The 20836-nt window shown below is 41.8% G+C and carries 26 protein-coding genes; 13 read left to right on the top strand and 13 right to left on the bottom strand.

Features of this window, described 5'->3' with window-relative positions; all coding sequences use genetic code 11:
• The first annotated feature begins 37 nt into the window (after positions 1-37).
• Positions 38-1234, top strand: a complete 1197-nt coding sequence (locus MUK70_RS11440) for an IS256 family transposase (protein ID WP_234658931.1) — start codon at positions 38-40, stop codon at positions 1232-1234.
• A gap of 461 nt (positions 1235-1695) precedes the next feature.
• Here MUK70_RS11440 and MUK70_RS11435 read toward each other — a convergent pair whose 3' ends face one another.
• Complete coding sequence (locus tag MUK70_RS11435; protein ID WP_234658709.1) at positions 1696-2133, bottom strand: helix-turn-helix domain-containing protein; 438 nt, start codon at positions 2131-2133, stop codon at positions 1696-1698.
• Positions 2134-2313: 180 nt separating this feature from the next.
• Here MUK70_RS11435 and MUK70_RS11430 point away from each other — a divergent pair, with 180 nt between their 5' ends.
• Complete coding sequence (locus MUK70_RS11430) at positions 2314-2580, top strand: hypothetical protein (protein WP_234658708.1); 267 nt, start codon at positions 2314-2316, stop codon at positions 2578-2580.
• 61 nt (positions 2581-2641) lie between these two features.
• Here the strand turns inward: MUK70_RS11430 and MUK70_RS11425 are convergent, their stop codons facing one another.
• A complete protein-coding gene (locus tag MUK70_RS11425; protein WP_234658707.1) occupies positions 2642-3727 on the bottom strand; it encodes a hypothetical protein in 1086 nt (361 codons plus the stop codon).
• A 76-nt stretch (positions 3728-3803) separates the two neighbouring features.
• Positions 3804-4718, bottom strand: a complete 915-nt coding sequence (locus MUK70_RS11420) for a BRCT domain-containing protein (protein WP_234658706.1) — start codon at positions 4716-4718, stop codon at positions 3804-3806.
• 193 nt (positions 4719-4911) lie between these two features.
• On the opposite strand from MUK70_RS11420, the gene MUK70_RS11415 reads away from it, so the two are divergent.
• Entirely contained in the window at positions 4912-5724 is an 813-nt protein-coding gene (locus MUK70_RS11415; RefSeq protein ID WP_234658705.1) for an oxidoreductase, read from the top strand.
• 20 nt (positions 5725-5744) lie between these two features.
• Positions 5745-6314, top strand: a complete 570-nt coding sequence (locus tag MUK70_RS11410; RefSeq protein WP_244784808.1) for a Crp/Fnr family transcriptional regulator — start codon at positions 5745-5747, stop codon at positions 6312-6314.
• A gap of 8 nt (positions 6315-6322) precedes the next feature.
• Here the strand turns inward: MUK70_RS11410 and MUK70_RS11405 are convergent, their stop codons facing one another.
• The 3 genes from MUK70_RS11405 to MUK70_RS11395 all read right to left on the bottom strand — a co-directional run bounded on the left by MUK70_RS11405 (position 6323) and on the right by MUK70_RS11395 (position 7743).
• Positions 6323-6685 (bottom strand): VOC family protein, encoded by a 363-nt coding sequence (locus tag MUK70_RS11405; RefSeq protein ID WP_234658703.1) that lies wholly within the window; start codon positions 6683-6685, stop codon positions 6323-6325.
• Positions 6686-6746: 61 nt separating this feature from the next.
• Positions 6747-7118: a VOC family protein gene (locus MUK70_RS11400; protein WP_234658702.1), complete on the bottom strand. Its 372-nt coding sequence runs from the start codon at positions 7116-7118 to the stop codon at positions 6747-6749.
• A gap of 58 nt (positions 7119-7176) precedes the next feature.
• Positions 7177-7743 carry a Crp/Fnr family transcriptional regulator gene (locus tag MUK70_RS11395; RefSeq protein WP_234658701.1) on the bottom strand — a complete coding sequence of 189 codons (567 nt, stop codon included), beginning with the start codon at positions 7741-7743 and terminating at the stop codon, positions 7177-7179.
• 84 nt (positions 7744-7827) lie between these two features.
• Between MUK70_RS11395 and MUK70_RS11390 the strand changes: the two genes are divergently transcribed.
• A complete protein-coding gene (locus tag MUK70_RS11390; protein WP_234658700.1) occupies positions 7828-8334 on the top strand; it encodes a peptide-methionine (S)-S-oxide reductase in 507 nt (168 codons plus the stop codon).
• On the opposite strand, the gene MUK70_RS11385 is transcribed toward MUK70_RS11390, so the two are convergent.
• From MUK70_RS11385 to MUK70_RS11370, 4 genes are all read right to left on the bottom strand, one after another.
• A complete protein-coding gene (locus tag MUK70_RS11385; RefSeq protein WP_234658698.1) occupies positions 8329-8784 on the bottom strand; it encodes a DUF1905 domain-containing protein in 456 nt (151 codons plus the stop codon). The two genes, MUK70_RS11390 and MUK70_RS11385, sit on opposite strands and share 6 nt — an antisense overlap.
• A gap of 34 nt (positions 8785-8818) precedes the next feature.
• Positions 8819-9301 (bottom strand): DUF4385 domain-containing protein, encoded by a 483-nt coding sequence (locus MUK70_RS11380; RefSeq protein WP_234658697.1) that lies wholly within the window; start codon positions 9299-9301, stop codon positions 8819-8821.
• Positions 9302-9370: 69 nt separating this feature from the next.
• Positions 9371-9892, bottom strand: coding sequence for a hypothetical protein (locus MUK70_RS11375; protein ID WP_244784806.1), 522 nt, complete (start codon positions 9890-9892; stop codon positions 9371-9373).
• A gap of 198 nt (positions 9893-10090) precedes the next feature.
• Entirely contained in the window at positions 10091-10369 is a 279-nt protein-coding gene (locus MUK70_RS11370) for a hypothetical protein (RefSeq protein WP_234658695.1), read from the bottom strand.
• A gap of 132 nt (positions 10370-10501) precedes the next feature.
• On the opposite strand from MUK70_RS11370, the gene MUK70_RS11365 reads away from it, so the two are divergent.
• From MUK70_RS11365 to MUK70_RS30835, 8 genes are all read left to right on the top strand, one after another.
• Positions 10502-11383 carry a DUF8464 domain-containing protein gene (locus MUK70_RS11365; RefSeq protein ID WP_234658694.1) on the top strand — a complete coding sequence of 294 codons (882 nt, stop codon included), beginning with the start codon at positions 10502-10504 and terminating at the stop codon, positions 11381-11383.
• Between the two features lie 201 nt (positions 11384-11584).
• Positions 11585-11974, top strand: coding sequence for a plasmid mobilization protein (locus tag MUK70_RS11360; protein ID WP_234658693.1), 390 nt, complete (start codon positions 11585-11587; stop codon positions 11972-11974).
• Complete coding sequence (locus MUK70_RS11355) at positions 11962-13257, top strand: relaxase/mobilization nuclease domain-containing protein (protein ID WP_234658692.1); 1296 nt, start codon at positions 11962-11964, stop codon at positions 13255-13257. The genes MUK70_RS11360 and MUK70_RS11355 overlap by 13 nt, the downstream gene beginning before the upstream one ends.
• Positions 13258-13270: 13 nt before the next feature.
• Positions 13271-15262: a conjugal transfer protein MobC gene (mobC, locus tag MUK70_RS11350; protein ID WP_234658691.1), complete on the top strand. Its 1992-nt coding sequence runs from the start codon at positions 13271-13273 to the stop codon at positions 15260-15262.
• Positions 15263-15457: 195 nt separating this feature from the next.
• Positions 15458-16030 (top strand): GNAT family N-acetyltransferase, encoded by a 573-nt coding sequence (locus MUK70_RS11345; protein ID WP_234658690.1) that lies wholly within the window; start codon positions 15458-15460, stop codon positions 16028-16030.
• A 23-nt stretch (positions 16031-16053) separates the two neighbouring features.
• Positions 16054-17034, top strand: a complete 981-nt coding sequence (locus MUK70_RS30925) for a helix-turn-helix transcriptional regulator (RefSeq protein ID WP_275975562.1) — start codon at positions 16054-16056, stop codon at positions 17032-17034.
• Positions 17035-17204: 170 nt separating this feature from the next.
• On the top strand, positions 17205-18389 hold the full coding sequence (locus MUK70_RS11335; protein WP_234658689.1) for a hypothetical protein: 1185 nt from the start codon (positions 17205-17207) through the stop codon (positions 18387-18389).
• Positions 18390-18512: 123 nt separating this feature from the next.
• Positions 18513-18644 (top strand): hypothetical protein, encoded by a 132-nt coding sequence (locus MUK70_RS30835; RefSeq protein WP_255700588.1) that lies wholly within the window; start codon positions 18513-18515, stop codon positions 18642-18644.
• Between the two features lie 111 nt (positions 18645-18755).
• On the opposite strand, the gene MUK70_RS11330 is transcribed toward MUK70_RS30835, so the two are convergent.
• The 3 genes from MUK70_RS11330 to MUK70_RS11320 all read right to left on the bottom strand — a co-directional run bounded on the left by MUK70_RS11330 (position 18756) and on the right by MUK70_RS11320 (position 20373).
• A complete protein-coding gene (locus MUK70_RS11330) occupies positions 18756-19370 on the bottom strand; it encodes a DinB/UmuC family translesion DNA polymerase (protein ID WP_234658687.1) in 615 nt (204 codons plus the stop codon).
• A 93-nt stretch (positions 19371-19463) separates the two neighbouring features.
• Positions 19464-20015 carry a Y-family DNA polymerase gene (locus MUK70_RS11325; protein ID WP_234658685.1) on the bottom strand — a complete coding sequence of 184 codons (552 nt, stop codon included), beginning with the start codon at positions 20013-20015 and terminating at the stop codon, positions 19464-19466.
• A 34-nt stretch (positions 20016-20049) separates the two neighbouring features.
• Positions 20050-20373 carry a LexA family protein gene (locus tag MUK70_RS11320; RefSeq protein ID WP_256464077.1) on the bottom strand — a complete coding sequence of 108 codons (324 nt, stop codon included), beginning with the start codon at positions 20371-20373 and terminating at the stop codon, positions 20050-20052.
• Positions 20374-20836 lie beyond the last annotated feature (463 nt).

Raw genomic sequence — 20836 nt, 5'->3', positions numbered from 1 at the left:
GTAACTCCGATTTTTTACTTTTAACAAAACACAGTTTATGAGACTAGAAGATTTGTTGACTGATGAGTTTTTAAAGCAGTTCAAGAGCCGCGAGACGCTCAATGACTTTCTTGGCCAGTTACAGAAGCGGGGCATTGAGAAAATGCTTGAAGGAGAGCTGGATGGGCATTTGGGATATGATAAGCACGAGCAGTCGCCCAACAGCAATTCCCGTAACGGCTATGGAAAAAAGAGGGTCAAGACCAGCTATGGCGAGTCGGAAATACGTATGCCCCGCGACCGGGACGCGAGTTTCAATCCGATGATTGTTCCCAAGCGGGAAAATATGGTAGATGGGGTCGAAGAGGTGATTGTATCGCTATATGCCAAGGGAATGAGTGTTGCCGATATCGAAGATCAGATCAGGGATGTTTACAATTTTGAAGTATCGACATCTACCATCAGCCGTATCACTTCCCGGATAGCAGAAGATATTGTCAGTTGGCAAAACCGGCCTTTGGAACCCGTTTATTTGATTGTCTGGATGGACGGTATTGTCTTCAAAGTACGTGAAAACAGCAAGGTAGTCAACAAGACAGTTTACATCGCTGTTGGGCTTAAACGCGATGGTTACAAGGAAATCTTAGGCATGTGGCTTGGTAAAAATGAGTCTGCAGCCTACTGGATGAGTGTTTTGACAGATATGAAAGCCCGCGGGTTACAGGACATCCTGATCACGGCAACAGACAATCTTAATGGTTTTACCCAAACAATCCGGTCTGTTTTTCCTGACTCTGCTACTCAGATTTGCGTAGTCCATCAAATCCGGAACAGTTGTCGGTATGTGGTTTGGAAAGATAAAAAGGAGTTTAGCCGTGATTTGAAAGACATTTACGGTGCCCCCACCCGGCAGGCGGCCTTAGCTGCCCTGGATAACCTTGAACTGAAATGGAACAGCAAATATTCCTACGCCATCAAAAGCTGGCGCGAGCACTGGGATGAGCTGACTGTCTTCTTTGATTTTCCATTAGAGATCCGCCAGATCATTTACACCACAAATCTCATAGAGAACCTAAATGGGAAAATTAGGAAGTACACAAAAAACAAGCTGTCGTTTCCTACTGATGAAGCAGTGATGAAATCCGTATATTTAGCCCTTAGAGAGGCTTCGAAGAAATGGACTATGCCCATCCGGAATTGGGGCATGATCCTGAATCAGTTTTTGACTATTTTTGAAAATAGGGTCAGGCTATAAGCTTCGCCCAACCCCGATTGAAAACTTTACACAGTTAATGCGATAGTCCCCTTATGGGCGTCGTAGTTGTTCTTCTCTTACTAACTCTGTTTGCTATCCTGAACTTCTATATGGTTTACAAAGGAATATTAGTTAATCTTAGTACGAATGATACGATTCAAATAAGTCTAAGCAAGTTGTTAATCCTCACAACCTTGGTGTATTTCCTAAGTTTATGTTCGAAGAACTATAAATCATGTAAACATAATGAGGTCTTGAATAGACATCGAGAGACCGCCTTAGTGTCGTTTCAGGCATTTGTAAATGCGCCTTCTGCTGATGATCAGACAAAAAATGCTGTTCTAATTGAAGCTACCCGAGCAATATTTAATAGTCAGCAAACGGGTTACGTATCAAGTGAGACAGAAGAATCTCCTCATAGGATAGTTGAAATTTTTAAGTCCTTCCAAAGCAAATAAATTTCATTTAGTTTTAATCAACCGCTCTAACCGCTCCATCATTTCATCCTTCTCCTTCAACATCCGCTCATACAAAGCAATCTTCTCCTCATGAAGCTGAATAATCTTTTCAATAGGATTTAAATTAATCGTTCCCTGATTAAAGGAATTATCATTAGAGTTGTTACTAGAATGATCGTGGTAAGTATTGGTAATAATGTTAATCGCCTGATCTTCATCAAAATTCCGTATCGCCTCAGCCGGGATTTTGAGAATCGCTGCAACTTGTTCCAAAATGTCAGAATCGATCTTTTCTTTTTGTTCTAGGAGGGAGATTTTTTGCTGGTTCCAGTCTTCGCCGAGCTCAAATGCGAGGGCGTCCTGCTTGAGACTCATTAATTCCCTAAAACGCTTCAAGTTACGGCCTTCGTGGATCTTAGGATTGGAGGTAGTATGTGCCATGTGGAAAGGGTGTTTGGTTAAAAAAGGCAATTTATAGAAATCTGCCGGGAAGTGCTCGGATATCTTACACGGGATTGCAATGTATGTTACCGGTCGATTGTGTTGCGAACAAAACACGGCAGTCGGTGCTTTGCAGAAAACGTAAACGCAAGATTTTGTACCACACTTAAAATCAATAAAATGGACACACTACCGCAGACGCATAGTCCGCACTCCGACGAGCCCGAGAACTCCGCACTAAACCAACTCTACATAGCCTATGGCCGGAAAGTCAAGGAGCTGCTCAGCCAAAGTGACGCCGAGACCTGGATTGAAGATCTTTGGGATATGTACACCGGCTTCACACTTTTCAGCCAGGAAGCTGGGTATGATCCGAGAGGTCACAACAGGTTTGTCTCTTTCAAAGAGCTGGTGTTTTTCTTCCGGGAAGTCGGAAAGATGAAATAGCGCTAGGAGTGAATGGCGACATAAAGCCACTTGTCGCCATTCATTCTCTAATCAAAATTGATTAGCTAGCTGCCAGCAGCAAAGGAGTAAGCTTGGCAATCGTTTCTAAAACAGGCTTGGCAATTTCACCTAAGGGTACCACTACATTTTTAATGCTTTCAATAGCCATCGAAAACCAACTTTTACGGGGTGTCGTGCTAGCGAGCTCTTCGCTTAGGGCCTTGACATCTTTTCCTAAGGTCTCAGCTGTTTTGGTGTCGATGTCTGAACTGAGAGCCGCTATCCTTTCAGAAAGCTGAATCACTAACTCTTTAAGTTCTGTCGGTGAGTTCGCTGAGCCAAGTTGTTGATTAACATGATTGGTGACATCCGCCATATAGTCCGCCACGTTGGTTATTGCTCCTGGACTATTCTCATTGTGAACATTAATATGTTTGCTATTGTCATTTTGTGTCATATACACTGCGGTTTGGATTAAACGGTATCGATCTACATTCACTAGCTCAAGTAAGCCCGGTCGGCCAGATAGGCCAATTATGTTATTTTTAATCGAGTTTATTTCAGTGAGTGCCTCTTCAATTTCTTGGGATATTTCTCTAGCAACCAATCTCACCGATTGAATAGTCTGTCCTTCTTTCAATCCCTGCGGCTGGTAGTAGTATGTATCAAAACCCTGATATTTTGTGAGCGTAAACAAAGCGCTTTGAAGTCGTGCAATTGAGCGATCTACTAATTGTACGATTCTACCTTCCCTTTCTTCCAAAAGTCCGAATAGACTCTCCCAGTCGTTCTTGTATTTGACGTGAGGGTCCAATTTATAGGCAATTTCACTTTCATATTGTAACCTTAGTTGTGCAAGCTGTCCACATATATCGTTCGTTTTCTTAAAATAATGTCGTGTACGTAGCTCCTCTAATTCATTCGCGAGTACTGGTAAGTTTTCACTCGTTAGGATATGCGAATCTATGGTTTTGTATTTTACTAGCGTTGCAAAGACATTCGTAAATGCTTGGTCTACAACACGACTCACTTCATTGATAAAAAGGAGAATACTTCGAAGGTCTTCATCAGATTTACTTCTATCTGAAACAGCTGCTTGTATAACATCTACAAGATTTTTAATAAGGCTCCTAAAAGAAATTTCCATAGATAATACCTTGGTTAATGTTGGTAACTGAAAATGTAATGGTAGGCATGATTGTGATTTCTGGACACTTCGGCTACTAATGGAGAAATCCAAACGCCTTCAACGCCGCAAACAAATCCTCCTCAAAAACCACTTCCGGCCCGGCACCTTTCTTTTTCATATTCATGGCCTTCTCCACCTTTCGCCCATACATTTCAAATGCCCAGGCAGGGTTTCGCACGTCGCATATCACCAGGTAGTGAAGCTTTGCAGTCACCGAGTCGGCGGCAATGCCTCCGTACATTTCAACAATCTGCGCCAGTTCCTTCCGCGAATACTTCGAAGACTCTCCGGTAAAGCAGAAGCTGCATTCCTGAATAAGGATTGAAACCTGCTGCTCAGCAAGCTTGACAGGAATGGTGACCTTCTCTTGTTCGGTTGGTCTGATGGAAGTAATGGATTGGCAGAATGTAAGCAGCTCGCAGTGATCGTCAGCGGATAACTGTCGCTCTGCTTGAATGCGCTCAATGGCTGGCAGCAGGGTATCAAATGGCCAGGTCTTAAACATGGGCGCATTGTTGGAAGTCCAATTGCCCAAAGCGGTAAGCTCCTCAATGTTGATCGTTTGGTCCGCGGAGATCCCAGCTAGAAACCCGCCAAGCTGTTGCGTGGAAGATGTGATCACATCATAATATGGATTCCGGTTGTAATCCAGATAATTCTTGCAAAGCCAGATCAGATCCTTAGCTTCTTCCGCCGTGACGATGCCATCGCTGATAATGGCATTGATCTTGGCGACAAATTTGTTGTAAGGAGCCTTCGCCTGCAAGCTGGAAACAGAGCTGATCCACGCGCGGAGCATTTCAATCTCGTTGTCATTAATATGGCCGTCCGCTTGAATGCCAACGATTAGCCCGTAAAGGGTGTTCAAATCTTTGTGAACCTGAGCCGGCCCGCAGAATTGGCGGAATGAGCCGCTGTCGTAAGTGTTGAAGTAGGAAGTGTTGATCATGGGAGGTTGAGTTGGGTTTGAGCAACAAGGGATTTTATTGTGCAACCTACTTCTACAAATTGTAACAACTTAGTAAGCGGTCAAGACTTTCGTAATCATTTGTAGCACAGGATAATCTCTTTTTGCCAAATGACAAATAATTCCATCTTTACTTGCGGCACCTTTGACCTATGGAACATCAAAAATCAAAAAAATGGAAAAGACAGTCTTAATTACGGGAGCCTCGGCAGGAATCGGAAAAGCAACGGCAGTATATTTGGCGCAAAACGGCTACAATGTGTATGGTGCCGCACGCAGAATTGAAAAGATGGAGGATTTGAAGGGATACGGAATAAAACCGATTTCTTTGGATGTCACTAGCGAAGAAAGTCTAGCCAAATGTGTTGCGCAAATTTTGGGCGAAGCCGGAAGTATAGATATCCTGGTAAACAATGCGGGCTCAGGTTATTATGGTGCATTGGAAGATATGGCGATATTGGATGCAAAATATCAGATGGAAGTAAATGTTTTCGGCCTGGCCCGTCTGATACAATTGGTGTTGCCGTCCATGCGAAAAAACAATTTCGGCAAAATCGTGAATATATCATCGGTGGGCGGTAAAGTAACTTTGCCAATGGGTGGGTGGTATCATGCTAGTAAATTTGCCATTGAAGGGTTGAGCGATGCACTTCGTAAAGAAGTAAAGTCTTTCGGAATTGACGTCATTGTGATTGAGCCGGGAGGTACGAAATCGGAGATGGTTGGGCTTGGAACTGATTATATGATGAAAGTTTCTGGTGGGACCGCGTACGGCAAGCTAGCGAAAGGGGTAAGCAAAATGTATGCGAAAATAGAAAAAGATGCTGCCGAGCCCATCGTCATTGCGAAGCTTATAAAAGAAGGGATCGAAGCAAAGAATCCGAAAACGCGATACGCCGGTGCTGCGGGAGCTAAAATGATGCTGTTTTTTAGAAAAATTTTGTCGGATAAACAATTTGACAAAATGGTAATGAGCCAAATGAATTAACCCCAATGGAATTGTTGCTTATGAAAGCACTCATTAATTACTTGTTACAATTCGGTAATTTGAACCCGACCCAAATTGATTTAGTCAAAAGCAAGGTTGTGTTTAAGGAAATCAAAAAAGACGAATATTTCCAGGAGGCTGGGAGAATACCCCGCGAGATTATTTTTTTGATCGATGGGATCATGAGAATTTGTTATTACAATAACAAAGGCGAAGAAATTACGAAGTATTTCATGCAAGAAAATCGTTTTCTGGCAGACATTAACAGCTACAATCAAGAGATTCCATCGACTGAATATATCCAAGCTGTTACAGATTGCTCGTACTTTGTTTTGTCCAAAAATGCAATGAGAGAGTTGTCGATGACGATCATAGAATGGGATAATATCATCTCCAAGATAACTGCCAAAGGTTTGGCGGACAAAGTGAACAAAATCAGCCCAATGATGTCGGAAGATGGAAAAGAGCGGTATCTTTCATTCCTGGAAAAATTCCCTAATCTTGCAAATCGCATTCCGTTGTCTTATCTGGCCTCGTATCTGGGAATCACGCAATCGTCACTAAGCAGGATCAGGCGAAACATTCGTTGATTTCTATTTTACCACTGTTGAATCACTACTCCTAGCTGTGTGTCCGTGACAGCAAATTCCTGTGCTCCCCAGGGACGTAAAGTGACTTTGTTAAGATTTGGATGCAGGAATTCAGGGTGGCTTGCAGCGATTTTATTGTATACTGATTGGATATCATCTGTTACGAGCCGAAATTCAGGGTGATGTTCCTCCGCATACTTCCTGTCTTGAAATAAGTTGATGCGTAAGCCATCTTTTTCAATCACGCAAAATGGCCTATGTGTTTTCAATTCGTCATGCGTGATTGTGAATTCCAGACAGTCCAGCCAGAATTTAAGGGCATCGTTGATATCTGTGTAAAATACGTTGGGAACAAGTTTGCTGAATTTCATATCGGTAAAAACTATATTGTTTCAGTGTCGAGAATAGTTACTGTGCAGTGAATTGTCAGGCTTATTGCTTATTGAAAAACTCTCCGAAATGCCATAAAATGCCGGAAGGATCGTGCACAAAGCATTCACGGCCCCAATGCTCAACACGAATTGGCGTAAGCCGCACATCTTTGTATTTGGCCGGAAGATTGAGTGACATGAGTTCTTCCCACGTGTTTTGTGCATTTTCTACTTCCAGGAAGATCATTGTGTTGTCGATCCAATCCTGGACAAACGCATCTTGCAGGTAGAAACCAACATTTTCTGTTCTGAAAAGGGACATGTCGGATGAGATTACCATTTCTTCAAAACCCAAATCGCGATAGAAATTTCGGGATATTTCAAAATTCCGGCAACCTACAAATGGCCGGATAGATAATGATGATTGTTTCATATTCCTGAGTTTTAAATCAAAAATATAGCTTCGGCCTGATTTGAACTATTGATTCAAATCAAGAAATGTCTACTTTCGAGATCGATCTCCTGACCCTGCTCAGCGTTTCGGGAGTCAGCTTGAGATACGATGCAATCATTTTCAAAGGAAATGTTTGTATCAGCTGTGGCCGGTTATTGAGAATGAATGTATATTTTTCGGCTGGAGTCATTGATTGATCAAAGAACTTCATTCTTTCCAGTGCGCCTTCCAAAACCCTGTTAAGCTGCAAAAAAGCAATAGACCTTCCAGTTAAATAATGAACGGTTTCGAGACTTAGTTCGAGAATGCGACTGTCGGTGAAAGTTTGGATGTAAGTTTCAGAGGGGCGTTGAGAAATCAGGCTTTGATAATCGAAAAACCATTCATTTTGAATGCGCAAATCAATGATGTTTCGATCCAGCTCAAATACATGTTCATATTGGTAAATGGATCCAGTCAGCAAATAATACATTGATTTAGCGACCTGGCCTTTGTGATGAATGAGTTCGTTTCGGGCAACATGCCGCGACCTAACCGCTTCTTCAAAGAGCCTTATCTCATCGTCCGAGTAAGTGCCGGTTGCTCGTAATATTTCTGAATACATAGGACCTGAGATTGTAAGGTGAAAGTACGACAATTGTAACATTCCATTTTTGTTGACGTCAAACCTATTAACAAATCAAAGTAAATGTTTCGTACAAATAAAATTGGTTTTGGAGGAAGTTGTCACTGGTGCACAGAAGCTATATTTCAATCATTAAAGGGTGTAATCAAAGTAAGTCAGGGCTGGATCGAGCCTGGCGATCATTCAGGTGGATTCTCAGAAGCAGTTATTGTTGAATTTGAACCTGATATGATTTCTATTGAAAAGCTAATTGAAATCCACCTTCATACGCACAGCTGCACTTCTCAACATTCGATGCGATCTAAATATAGATCTGCGGTTTATACATTCAATGACGATCAGGTAATCGCAGCGGTACGGGCTATTGAAATGTTGCAGGATGAGTTTGAGAATCCAATCATTACAAAAGTGATTCCGTTCAAAGCCTTTAAGTTGAATAATCAGCAATATTTAGATTACTACTACAACAACCCAGAGAAGCCGTTATGCAAAACTTTCATTGACCCGAAATTAAAGATTCTCTTAAGCCAATTTTCGAATCATGTGGAGGAAAAAAAGTTGATACTATGATAACTTGGTGATAGCGGCCATAATCTTTTGTTCCTGCCTGCTTTCATTCGGTTGTGAAAGAATGGTATTGATTATCTCCTCCTGCTCCTCGTTTGGCAGGGCTTTGAATTCTTTTAGAAGGCCGGCATTATCAAAACAATCTAGCAACTGATCTTTTGAGCTGAGCTTATTATCTGAGTTCATATACAGGGTCACTATCACTTCATCGCCGCCACCTTTGTTTATGGCTTTCCTGATGGTGCCATTAACGGAGATCATTTTGTCAGCATCTGTGACAGGCGCAAGATTTAAATCTTTGAATTCATAACCATCAATCGTACCAGAAACTTTCATTTCACCCCAGCTTCCCCGAATGTCTTTTGTTCCAGGTATAATTAGATGATAAGTCCAAGCACCCTTGCCAGGCTCGTGCTGGAGAATTAACTTTTCATTTTCTAGTAGTTTTTTCATATTTTAGGTTTGCTACACATATTACACATTTGGATCAGCCAAGCCTGTTTTTCCAATCCTTCTTCATTTGCGCATATTGCTCATTATTTTCCGCCTGCTTCCACTTGGAATAAAATATCGCAGCGGCCTCTGCCTTTTCTTCTTGGCCCGTACCTTTTTCTAGAAGTAAATACTCGTTCTCCTTATCGTACTTCTTTCCGCCTTTGTAATTGGCATACCGACGCGCCCGGGTAAAACCCATTTGCAGATATTTTCGCGCCATGTCGGCACCGACAAAATCATTCTTCAAAAGGTAGGCTAAAAAGACATCAAATATTTTGATACTGCTTTCTTCTGCAATGTCTTTCGTTTTGAACCGCCAGAACTGCCCAATCTCAGATTTGTAAGGTTCACAAATCAACACGCCCTGTTCGCCTTTTCCCACCCGGTAAAGCTCTGGATGTTTTTTATAATCGATATTAGGCTTCCAGCCGTAGGCTTCTTTATCAAAATCAAGGTAAGACGGTTTTTGTATCATCGATTTTTGAACCTGTTGTTTCCGTATCGGCATTGCATCAAATAATGTCAATTACGTTGATCCTTATTTTCAGCTTTCCGCTTTTTCAATCAAAGACGAAAGTACCGCCATAAATAACCTTGCCTTTTTAATAGCGAGGTGACCATTAGGAGCCCAAAAAGTTCCAAGTAGGTTATTGCCAGTATTATTGTGCCGCACTGTTGTGTCCATCTTATTGAGGTCATGCAGCAATTTGTCAACACTTAGCTCATCAAGGTCATCCCCCAGATTGTCGACAAGTTGTATTACATCGCCGCTATCGTTGAGTTGAATTAAATATGGTGTTAAGCCAATTTCAGCCAGCCGTTTATACTTGTCGGTATCGAGGTGATTTGATGTCTTTAAAACTGGCCTGAGCCCAACTCCTCCCTCAACAAAAGCGTTCAGGCGCTTAACCAGGTTAAGGGCACAGTCAAAATTGGAGAATGTGGCTACTGGTTTTTCGAGTTTATTCGCAAAGGCAGCAACTGCCCATACAAATTCTGAATTACCTACCTTGGCAAGGTCTAGCGATGACAACCCTACACTACTATACAGTTCTCGCGTTGTCATTGGGAGCTTTGTGATCATGGCAATAGTCAGTTTGTTGATGAAGTGAATAGTTGAGATATTTTGCGTATCAAATTGATGATCTCAAAAATATCTATTTGGCTTTCCAAATTCAAGTTGCGAGGCCGAAAGTTTTCGCGCTCAAATGCAAGGTTGCAATGTTATGCTCTGAGCAAAAGGTTGTTGAACAGCAAAATTTAATTACAACTTGGCCAGCCGGTCATTCAATTCAACTAGTCCCGATTTTTGCAGGCAATCATTTGATAGCGCTAACAGCTCTTCTTTCGATTCCTTCGAGGAAATATCAATCAGGTCGGGACTATCATTCATAACTTGGTCACTCAGCGCCTTGCTGATGGCCTGGGTCAGGAGCAATACATTCTTTCTGCTAATCTTCAAATCAATCTTGATCTGATCGTTCATCCCTGGGATACTCATGATGGTATCATACACACTGCTCAATTCTTTCGCGTTCATCATTTTCTGAGTTTAAATTTTCCTGTTCAAATGTAGAAAACCTGCCGTAAACGATCCTAAGGAGAATTTACACAGGATAGGTGTCTGACATTCTGGTTCTTTAATTTCGCCTTCGTTCAACAAAACGATCAGAAAATGAGAGAAGGGATGAGGGGAAATTATCAGCCGCTAACACTGGCTGATATTAAAAATTTAGATATCGTAGACTACCTGGCTACTGTTGGCCATGAGCCGGTCAAAGTGCGAGGTGCAGACCATTGGTACTTATCGCCTCTACGAAGTGAAAAAACAGCTTCATTCAAAGTCAACCGAAGATTGAATCGCTGGTACGACCACGGGATCGGCAAGGGGGGTAACCTCGTGGATTTTGCAATTGATTTTTTTCAATGTTCGGTAAAAGAGGTCTTGCAGAATTTTTCCGGTGATTTATCTCTTCGTCAGCCTATCCTTTCCCAACCCATTAGAGGTTACGAAGTCGCAGCCAAAGGTGTTCAAATTCAGTCTGTCCAACCTGTTTCTGCAAAGATGCTTTTTCAGTATTTGTCGGAAAGAAAGATTTCGGAGAAAGTGGCGAAAAAGTATTGTTACCAGGTTCACTACAAATTAGGTGACAGTCAGTATTTCGCGCTGGGATTTCGCAACGATTTGGAAGGCTATGAACTACGCAATTCCTTTTCGAAAGTATCCAGCAGTCCGAAGGCAATAACTTCAGTTAATAATGGTGCTGAAACCGTGTCTGTGTTTGAGGGATTCTTTGATTTTCTCTCTTACAAAACGCTCCTGTTACAGACAGGTGAGGAGTTGGAAGACCATGTTGTCTTGAATTCGATTTCGCTTTTTGAAAGGGCCCGTCCTTTCATGGAAAGGCATAGCAGGATCAATCTTTATCTGGACACGGATGCGCCTGGTCGTCAATGCAGCTTCAAGGCGACCCGTGTCAACGAAAAATACAAGGATGCTAGCGGCCTTTATGAAGGCTTCAAAGATTTGAATGAATGGCTTGTGAGGAGTTTTTGAATGCCGATGATAAGATCGTAGGGGATTGATAAATGCGAAAATTACGGCTTATCAAAAGTCGGGAGGGATTGCCTCTTACCCGCAATCGGCCAGATGTACAATTGTCTGACAATTGTCGGTTCTGCCGAACCGATCTGGCCGTCCCCCTCCGAAGTCGAGGCCGGTTCGTGAGAGATATGTTTAACGTGAAAAAGGTAGGTGATGGAAGGAAAAGAAACAAACAAGACCGAAAGGGTAACGCTCCGTCTGACGCCCGGCGAGTTGGCTCAGATCAATAAAAAGTGCAAATCTTCTACATGCAGAAAACTAAGTGAGTACATGCGACTGGTGCTGTTAAGCAAGCCTGTGTCTGTGGTCACCCGTGACCGATCTGCGGATGATTTAATGCTTGAAGTTACCAAGCTCCGCGTGGAGCTCAGCCGCCTCGGCAACAACTCCAACCAAGCGACAAAAAGGCTACATACACTCAGCCAAATCTCTGAATTTCGGAGCCATTTAGAGCAGCAAAATTCACACAATGAGGAAATTCTTTGGGTGCTCGAACAGGTCAAATCGATCATCAATAAACTGGCTGATCAATGGTTGCAGTGATCCATACAAGTAGTAGCCTAAGGGCTGTGCTGAGCTACAATGAAAGGAAGGTAGAAGAGGAGCAGGCCATCTGTTTGGCAGCGGAAAATTACCCGAAGGAGGCTACCGAATTGACATTCAATCAGAAACTAAATTTACTTCAAAAGCAAGCATCACTGAACCTTCGAACGAAGATTAATAGTGTCCATGTTTCTTTGAATTTTGACCCTTCCGAACGCCATGACCCAGATACATTAAGAGCCATTGCCGGGAGTTATATGGATAAGATTGGGTTTGGACAGCAGCCTTATTTGGTATATCAACACATGGATGCAGGCCACCCCCATATTCATCTTCTGACCACCAACATTCGGCCCGATGGAAGCAGAATATCGTTGCATAATCTGGGGAAAAATCAATCCGAAAAGGCCCGAAAGGAAATTGAAATTGACTTTAATCTAGTCAAAGCAGACGGGCGAAAACAGCAAAACCCACAGATCAAACCGGCAATGGTCAGCGCGAATTACGGGAAGGTGGAGACAAAACGCGCGATTGCCAATGTACTCACTGGCGTGGTCGATCAGTACAAATTCACCTCGATTCCAGAGCTAAATGCAGTCCTAAAACAATATAATGTAATGGCCGATCGCGGTAGTGAAGAATCTCGGACGTATCAAAAAGGAGGTCTTCATTATCGCCTTTTAAATAGAGAAGGCGAGCGGGTAGGGGTGCCAATCAAGGCCAGTGACTTCCATCAGAAACCAACGCTGAAATTCCTTCAAAGTAAGTTCGAGATGAATGAACAATTACGGCAGCCGGATAAAACAAGGATTAAAAATGCCATCGATTTTGCACTCTATGGAGACGACAATGTGACATTAGACCGACTTTCGAAAACCCTGGAACGGGATGGGATTGATACTGTATTAAGAAAAAATGACACCGGACTGATCTATGGTATTACTTATGTTGACCACCGTACAGGATCAGTTTTCAATGGCAGTTCACTTGGCAAAAATTATAGCGCGAAGGCAATTCAAGAGCGCTGCGGTCCGACACAGGAGATGCCCCGAAATTCAATGTCAAATGATTACACAATAGGGAAAAGCAATGCCGATTTCGAAAATCGCGACTCGGATCGGAGCAGCCATTTCACAATACCAGAGTTTCGTCAGCACAACGAAAGCAAAATTTCCGACAGCTCGGATGCATTGTTTGATCCTGTGAAACAAGACGGGTATATGCCAGGTCAGCTCAGGTCGAGCAGGCGTAAAAAGAAAAAAGGAATGTCACAATCACTTTAAAATCAAAATTATTATGGCATCAAATACTGGTGAAAACGAGGTTGGTCTTCGTAAGATTACCGACATGACACGGCTTATAAGCCTGTTGGTCCTGGTACTACACTTCTACTATTTTTGCTATGGAGCGTTCCAGGATTGGCATTTAACATTCGAAATATCTGATCGCATTTTGGAAAAAATTTCAAATGCTGGTTTGTTCACTACATTCAATAAAACTAAGCTGATAGCCCTTTCATTTTTAGTTATTTCGCTAGTAGGCGTGAAAGGGAAGAAGGGTGAAAACTTTAACGTTCGTCAAGGCTTGACCTACATTTTGATCGGGCTTCTGCTATACTTTCCAAGTTCGTTAGTCTTTAAGGTTGAAGTATCGGACGACCTGAAAACAATGTTTTACATGTTAGTTTCATCCACTGGTTTCCTGCTCATCATGTCAGGTGGAAGCAAGTTTTCTCGGCTTATTGTGGCACGGCTCAGTAGCGATATTTTTAATAAGGAAAATGAGACTTTTCCTCAATTTGAGCAGCTAATAGAGAATGAGTATTCAATCAACTTGCCTGCGGAGTATCGCTATAAAAATAGAAAAAGACCAAGTTGGATCAACATTATCAATCCTTTTCGAGGGTTGCTTGTAAGCGGATCGCCGGGATCAGGAAAGACATATTTCGTCTTCCGGCACATTATATCGCAACACATTGAAAAGGGGTTTTCAATGTTTGTTTATGACTTTAAGTACAACGATTTGACCCTGTTAGCTTATAATGCTTGGTTGGAAAACAAAGGCAATTCAAAGACTCCATTGGAATTCTACACAATCAATTTTGACGATCTGTCCCGTACCCACCGCTGCAATCCTTTGGACAGTGCAGGGATGACAGATATTACTGACGCAGTCGAATCCGCACGCACAATTTTGATGGGATTGAACAGGGAATGGATCAAGCGACAAGGGGATTTCTTTGTAGAATCTTCAATCAATTTTATGACTGCTATTATCTGGTTTTTACGCCGATATCAGGATGGCGAGTTCTGTACTTTGCCACATGTTATAGAGCTTATGCAGACAGACTATGACCGTCTTTTTACTATTCTCCGAGCCGAAAAGGAAATTGACGTATTCATTAATCCTTTTGTCACAGCATACTTGAATGATGCAATGCAACAGCTTGAGGGGCAAGTTGGATCGACAAAAATAGCGTTGGCTCGCTTAGCTTCGCCTCAATTATATTATGTTCTATCAGGCAATGATTTCACTTTGGATATCAATGATCCAGTAGCACCGAAAATTGTTTGCATGGGTAACAATCCGCAAAAAATTCAAGTGTTTGGTGCTGTCTTATCACTCTACGTCACGCGTTTAGTTAAACTAGTGAACCAATCCGGTAAGCTGAAAAGCAGTCTGATTTTTGATGAATTTCCCACAATTTATCTAAATAACATGGACACCTTGATTGCGACAGCCAGATCAAATAAAGTCGCAACTACCATTGGAATCCAGGATTTTAGTCAGCTTAAAAAAGACTATGGGAAAGAATATGCAGAGGTGATTATGAATATTGCTGGCAATATTATAAGCGGACAGGTTAGCGGGGAAACAGCCAAACAATTGTCTGATCGGTTCGGTAAAATCATGCAGGCACGGACAAGTTTATCGATCAACCGTATGGATACTTCTGTCAGCAAATCCCTACAATTAGATGCAGCTATTCCAATTTCTACAATTTCTTCTCTCAGCTCGGGAGAGTTTGTCGGATTTGTAGCTGACAATCCGGATCAGCAAATTGACTTAAAAGGCTTTCATTCGAAGTTCGTGACCATTCAAGTAGCAAGCAAAAGGATTAAACGTCAGACAGAATTGCCTGTTATTAGAAACATAACTCCCAACATTATTCAACAAAATTATTTGCAGATTAAACGTGATGTTGAATGTATTGTTGACTCTGAAATGGAGAGAATAATGGGATCTCCGTTACTCAAATATTTGCTGATTAAGAAAAAAACAGGCTGATATATGCAAAACATAGAAGAATTTTTGCGGTCTTATAACCGCACTGAAAATGAGTTATTTAATATGATATTTACTGTTTTCCGTGAAATAATTTGAAGAAATTTGTAGTAATTACAAATCTGAGTTCGTTATTTATCTCATAGATAACCCCAGCCTCCTCTTATAAATAAGATGTTTTTCACCAAATTTCTTACAATGAGAGAAGCAACATTAGCAGACAAGGAACTTGTCGTAGACATTCTCACCGAGTCATTTCAAGACAATCAAAGTGTAAATTATCTTATTCCGAACGACCGTCGGAAAAGCGCCAGGATTCGGGCGTTGATGGACTACTCTTACGAAACCTGTAAGCTTTTTGGAAAAGTATATGTCTCTGAAGACAAGAAGGGTTGCGCCTTGGTATCCTTTCCCGAGCGTAAAAAAACAACTTTAAAATCGCTATTGTTAGAAGTAAAACTCATCCTAAGTGCAATTGGATTGGGTAATATAAGCAAGGCGGTTAATCGGGAAAAGGAGATATCGAAAAACTATCCTTCTTCAAATATATATTACTTGTGGTTCATTGGCGTCGCAACAGAAAGCCAAAACAATGGTGTTGGTGGAAAGTTGATGACCGAACTACTCATGGAAGCAAAAAGGATGGAAAGGCCACTTTACCTTGAAACTTCCACGCTCAAAAACATACCCTGGTACAGGAAGTTCGGCTTGAATGTGTATAATCAACTTGACTTCGGATATACCCTTTTTCTCATTAGAAATGATCAATAGCGATGAGAATTGGGAGTACAGACATGCATGTTGTAACACTTGTGTTCATCATACTCGAACTCATCATGTTCGTGTATCAGGTGTTTTTTTATCTTTCTCATCCACAGGACAGGCGTAGGCTCTACTATGTAGGATTGTTGCTGTTTTTGATCATGAAAAATACTGCCAGCGGCTTTTTTCCTGATCCAAATCTTGATAGCCCTCCAATGGTTGTTCAGTATGCAATAGCTTACGGGATGGGATTTTTGATGGGTGCTTATTTCCCCTATTACTTTTACAAGGCGTTTGATTTAACGCGCTTACGATGGCACGCCCTATACGGTGTTCCACTATTTATCCTTTTGCCTTTTGCTGTCATTTTCCCTGGGAAGTTAATTTTTGACGGGGATATAGACAAAGCAATCAACTACGGAATGGTCATCCCTGCCGGGTATGCGCTTGTCCTTTTGTATACGATTCAACAGTCAATTCAGGCGAAATACAAAAAAGACATTCAGGATCGCAGGTTCTTTGAGGTGACAGCAGTGTATATGGCAGTCATACCTTGGGCATCACTTCCATTCTTTGCTTTCTTTCGAATCCACCAGGTGCCAGAGGCTCTACTCACAAACATAGGCTTTATAGTGATCACCGTCTTGTTCATCAGACGGTCCATTCAGGACAGTCGGGAAGAATACGATCGTCTGAGTGAACTGACCGGTGGGGATGGGCGAACTTCCCTATCGAAATTAGATTTAATAGATCAAATGGTCAAGCAAGTTCAGTCAAGCGGGATTTCTCCTTCTCAGCGTTTTGAGATCAATTTGAATACGGTTGGGCTAACGGCCAGGGAGAAAGAAATCGTAAGATTGATAAAAGTTGGAAAGACTTACAAGGTAATTGCCGAGCAGCTTTTTATTTCCGAGCGAACTGTGAGCAAGCATGTTCAAAATGTTTTTGAGAAGCTTGGCGTGTCAAACCGGGTTGAGCTGCTCAATCGGTTGGATATCTGGGAAAGTGGTTAAGAAAGGCACCCAGAGCCGAAATACGTGTTTTTGCGTATACGACGTGCGTCTTTATGCGTATGTTTTAAGCATGTAAATAGTTGTTTTCTCGTATTTACTTCGTGTCCTAAATCAGAGAGTTTTGTGCCAGACATTCAGTGCTATTGTGATGTTCACTTAACTTATATGAAATGGGACACGAGTATGCCTTGGACTGGCTAGACCAGATGGTTAACGAGCTAGATCCGCAAAGATCAGAACCAGAAAATTTGGATGATTATCAATCTATGGTTATTGTGAACAAAGCTGCCAAGGAAGAGAAGAGGCTTATCCAATCTTTCAAACAGTTTGTATTCAAAAAAGAAAAAACCAGGCAGATTAGGAATTCTGTCAACCATCATCTTTCTGCGGCAGTGAGTCTAATGAAAATTGCCGATAAAAACTTAAAGCAAATTCCTGCGAGGGCTAACAACTTTCGTGTGGCGCTAGAAAGTGTCTTCTCATGTCTCCACAAAGTGTCTGCGTTTATTGCTAATCGTTATAGAAATTTTGTTGATCAAAATATCTCTCTGGATATGGTTTGCGTTGATCCCCGGGCACATGATTTACGCAAGTTAGGCAACCGCGACGTTATGAAACACAATTCTGAACTGTCCGAGATTGTGATTAGGGCGTTCAGTGATATTTTCTTTGATCATCGAGGCGGTGAAATCACAATGCGTAAGTATGACTATTGGGTTAGTGTAAGTAATGCAGTTACTTATGCTGACAGTCCTTTGGAAATAACCGAACCATTCGACCGGTTGGAGCTGATCATGATAGAGCGAAATTACAATTCGCCACTGTTTGTGAAATATTTAACGTCCAAATTTTTAGATAAAATAAATGATTCTGTCGATCCCACATCAGTGGTGGAAAATCTTACCTTTTTGCAGAAAACATTCAACCAAATTCCGGTCATGAAGGATATGATTTTCAGTTGTCAATTTGACGATCTGAGCTTGACCGTCAATGCCTGGTTTATTCAGGAGATCGATTTCCAATCGAAAAGGAGCCGCACTGCTTTTTCTGAGCCTGTCGAGCAGCTACAAAGAGCTGGCAAAAAATATGATAGAAAGACTTCCGATAAGATCTTATGCAATCTTACTGTTGATCAGCTGTCGCTCTTTTTTAAAGCTGCCGACCTTTCGAATATCATATCGTCCCGTTCATTATCAGCGATTTTTCAATCGGTGGCTCCTTATCTTTCCACCCCACATCGCGCAGAAATCTCCCACAGTAGTCTTAGGGTGAAAAGCTATTCGGTTGAGGAACGAGATAAATCCTTGCTGATTGAAATGATGATCAGACTGACTGAGCAAATAAAGGATTTATGATAGACGCAGTCAATGCTTATGCCCGTTTGCACAATTATGGTAATCCAAATGAACAATAGCACTCGATGGCATAGCTTTTTTGTTTTAAGCAAATATCTATTTGTAACAAACGCTAGATTCAAAATGGGAATAAAGACAGGACCTAAAAAAGTTGCCAAGTCAACGGAAGAGCCAGACAAGCGTCAACGGGACAATAAAGAATCCCCAGGGAATACGCCTTCCTTGAAACCGCACAAGCACAAAAAAGGCGATTAGCTTTTTCATAACTTGAATAATATCGTATGCAACTGTTGTCAGGCTAGGACCATTCCTAGCCTTTTTTTGTTCGCCTTGACAGTGGTTCTGGGAGAGTTAGTGTGTGAGCCTTTATTTAGCGTGAATTGTAATTATCTCTTGCATTCGGGTGCTGTATCGCGGAGATAATTTGTCCTGCTTCATCTTCCAGCGAGTAGTCAAGTCCTGGCTTGCTAGCAGCACCTTGTTTTGACCCATAGATTTATTAAGCCTATCGACGACGGCCATCAAGTGCCCGTGACGAGGATCTGTGTTTTCGAAAATTTGCTGCTGCTTCGCGTTTGCAGGAGTTATTTCCATTACAATTACTCCTGCTTTTTTGTACCCATATCCTTCTTTGAATATTTTTTTAAGAGCTTCCAACGTAAAATGAGCTAGCTCAATGGCTGAATTGGTAGGGAAAGGTAAGTCAATGGTGATTGACTTATTGTACTGCGGTTGATCGGGCCGAAACGTGTTTGTATGAACGAATAATTGCAGGACATTACAGCAACTATCCTGCTCACGAAGCCGCTCGCTGCAAACCGAAGCAAAAGTGACGACTCGTTCTTTCACATCTTCGAATGCCGCAAAGTTTTGATTAAACGAGCGGGTTACAGCAATATTCTTCTTCAATTGCGGTGGTTCAAGATCCAGCGTTTTTTGACCAGCCAGTTCTTGTTGAAGTCTTAGGCCTACAATGCCCATTTTTTTTACCCATTCCTCGGGTAGCAATGTGAAATCCAGCACTGTTTCGACGCCAAGCGCTTTCAACCTTTTCTCATGCGCCCGCCCAATTCCCTAGACATCTCCAATGCGAAAAAAACTGATGGCCTTCAGTAGTTTATCTTGTGTGTCTATTATATGGACACCGCCGGTTTTGTCGGCGAATTTCTTTGCAATCTTGTTAGCGATTTTCGCTAGCGCTTTTGTGGGAGCCATTCCTACACTGATAGGAATTCCTGTGCTTTGTGTAACGGTCTTTCTCATGTCTTCTCCAATCTTTCGAAGATCCATGTGCTTGTGATCATCGAATCGGAGAAAAGCTTCGTCAATACTATAGACTTCCATTGCTGGGGTGTATCGACCTAGCAAGCTCATCACCCGGTTGCTCATATCTCCGTACAATGCATAGTTGCTTGAAAAAACATAAATTTGCTGTTCCTTGAATTTCTTTTCAAACAAGAATGCAGGAGCTCCCATCGTAATTCCAAGCGCCTTTGCTTTATTGGATCTGGCAATTACGCATCCGTCATTGTTACTGAGAACAACCACGGGTTTAACGTTCAATTCTGGCCGGAACATTCGTTCGCAGCTTGCATAAAAGTTATTACAATCGACCAGCGCGAACATATCAAAAGAATTTAATGATATTTGTGACGATTCCTCAAACTAAAAACTCCGTATCAGCAGCAACCCAAATCGGGGCGTAATGATCGTTTTCGGCTACCAGCCAGCATCCGCCCTCATCATATCGTACGCGTTTTACCAGGAAGTCGCCATTCAAAAAACAAATGGCGATGCAATTGTCTTTGCACGGAAGGCTTTTGTCGATTACCAAAATATCGCCGTCGTCAATATGGACATCAGTCAAACTTGTGCCCTTTACACGTCCGTAAAATGTGCTTGCAGGATTTTTTACAATTTCTTTTTGTAAATCAATTTCCAGGTCGATGAAATCGGCCGCAGGGGAGGGAAAACCAGCACTAATTGCAGGAATAAAGCGGTAAGCCAGTTTGTGCTGGCAATGTGTCTATAGACGCTTAATGATTGAACATTGAAAATCCCCTCCATCACCTTTCACTTTTTGCAAAGGTTGCACAGGGGAAGCAAGAAATCAAGATTTATAATGGAAATATTCCATCATTTTGGATTTATTCCATTTTATATTATCTTTGATATTCTTTACCATTTAAAGGTGAACCTAACTAACATTTTTGACTTAAATATTGAGGTTATGTGCTATCACGTGTCGAATGAGAGTGATGTTGAAACTTTGAAGGCAGAATTCAAACTTCCTGTTGACAAGCTCGAACAATTTCAAGAAAAGATACGACTTCAATGGCTTTAAGAAGCCGTTCTTGACTGCAATGACTACACCGAGATCACTTGATTTATACAGGTGGAGACTCATACCACCGAATGTAACTGACGAAAAGCATTCAGGTTTAATA

The organism is Dyadobacter chenwenxiniae, assembly GCF_022869785.1.
GTDB lineage: Bacteria > Bacteroidota > Bacteroidia > Cytophagales > Spirosomataceae > Dyadobacter > Dyadobacter chenwenxiniae.
Note: the sequence above shows the minus strand (reverse complement) of the source record. Positions and strands in the feature narration are given on the sequence as shown.

What these genes read in the sequence shown, in the direction of transcription:
- MUK70_RS11440 (WP_234658931.1), top strand. Translation starts at nt 38, where the DNA reads ATGAGACTAGAAGATTTGTTGACTGATGAGTTTTTAAAGCAGTTCAAG.
- MUK70_RS11435 (WP_234658709.1), bottom strand. Translation starts at nt 2,133, where the DNA reads ATGGCACATACTACCTCCAATCCTAAGATCCACGAAGGCCGTAACTTG.
- MUK70_RS11430 (WP_234658708.1), top strand. Translation starts at nt 2,314, where the DNA reads ATGGACACACTACCGCAGACGCATAGTCCGCACTCCGACGAGCCCGAG.
- MUK70_RS11425 (WP_234658707.1), bottom strand. Translation starts at nt 3,727, where the DNA reads ATGGAAATTTCTTTTAGGAGCCTTATTAAAAATCTTGTAGATGTTATA.
- MUK70_RS11420 (WP_234658706.1), bottom strand. Translation starts at nt 4,718, where the DNA reads ATGATCAACACTTCCTACTTCAACACTTACGACAGCGGCTCATTCCGC.
- MUK70_RS11415 (WP_234658705.1), top strand. Translation starts at nt 4,912, where the DNA reads ATGGAAAAGACAGTCTTAATTACGGGAGCCTCGGCAGGAATCGGAAAA.
- MUK70_RS11410 (WP_244784808.1), top strand. Translation starts at nt 5,745, where the DNA reads ATGAAAGCACTCATTAATTACTTGTTACAATTCGGTAATTTGAACCCG.
- MUK70_RS11405 (WP_234658703.1), bottom strand. Translation starts at nt 6,685, where the DNA reads ATGAAATTCAGCAAACTTGTTCCCAACGTATTTTACACAGATATCAAC.
- MUK70_RS11400 (WP_234658702.1), bottom strand. Translation starts at nt 7,118, where the DNA reads ATGAAACAATCATCATTATCTATCCGGCCATTTGTAGGTTGCCGGAAT.
- MUK70_RS11395 (WP_234658701.1), bottom strand. Translation starts at nt 7,743, where the DNA reads ATGTATTCAGAAATATTACGAGCAACCGGCACTTACTCGGACGATGAG.
- MUK70_RS11390 (WP_234658700.1), top strand. Translation starts at nt 7,828, where the DNA reads ATGTTTCGTACAAATAAAATTGGTTTTGGAGGAAGTTGTCACTGGTGC.
- MUK70_RS11385 (WP_234658698.1), bottom strand. Translation starts at nt 8,784, where the DNA reads ATGAAAAAACTACTAGAAAATGAAAAGTTAATTCTCCAGCACGAGCCT.
- MUK70_RS11380 (WP_234658697.1), bottom strand. Translation starts at nt 9,301, where the DNA reads ATGATACAAAAACCGTCTTACCTTGATTTTGATAAAGAAGCCTACGGC.
- MUK70_RS11375 (WP_244784806.1), bottom strand. Translation starts at nt 9,892, where the DNA reads ATGACAACGCGAGAACTGTATAGTAGTGTAGGGTTGTCATCGCTAGAC.
- MUK70_RS11370 (WP_234658695.1), bottom strand. Translation starts at nt 10,369, where the DNA reads ATGATGAACGCGAAAGAATTGAGCAGTGTGTATGATACCATCATGAGT.
- MUK70_RS11365 (WP_234658694.1), top strand. Translation starts at nt 10,502, where the DNA reads ATGAGAGAAGGGATGAGGGGAAATTATCAGCCGCTAACACTGGCTGAT.
- MUK70_RS11360 (WP_234658693.1), top strand. Translation starts at nt 11,585, where the DNA reads ATGGAAGGAAAAGAAACAAACAAGACCGAAAGGGTAACGCTCCGTCTG.
- MUK70_RS11355 (WP_234658692.1), top strand. Translation starts at nt 11,962, where the DNA reads ATGGTTGCAGTGATCCATACAAGTAGTAGCCTAAGGGCTGTGCTGAGC.
- mobC (WP_234658691.1), top strand. Translation starts at nt 13,271, where the DNA reads ATGGCATCAAATACTGGTGAAAACGAGGTTGGTCTTCGTAAGATTACC.
- MUK70_RS11345 (WP_234658690.1), top strand. Translation starts at nt 15,458, where the DNA reads ATGAGAGAAGCAACATTAGCAGACAAGGAACTTGTCGTAGACATTCTC.
- MUK70_RS30925 (WP_275975562.1), top strand. Translation starts at nt 16,054, where the DNA reads ATGCATGTTGTAACACTTGTGTTCATCATACTCGAACTCATCATGTTC.
- MUK70_RS11335 (WP_234658689.1), top strand. Translation starts at nt 17,205, where the DNA reads ATGGGACACGAGTATGCCTTGGACTGGCTAGACCAGATGGTTAACGAG.
- MUK70_RS30835 (WP_255700588.1), top strand. Translation starts at nt 18,513, where the DNA reads ATGGGAATAAAGACAGGACCTAAAAAAGTTGCCAAGTCAACGGAAGAG.
- MUK70_RS11330 (WP_234658687.1), bottom strand. Translation starts at nt 19,370, where the DNA reads ATGGGCATTGTAGGCCTAAGACTTCAACAAGAACTGGCTGGTCAAAAA.
- MUK70_RS11325 (WP_234658685.1), bottom strand. Translation starts at nt 20,015, where the DNA reads ATGTTCGCGCTGGTCGATTGTAATAACTTTTATGCAAGCTGCGAACGA.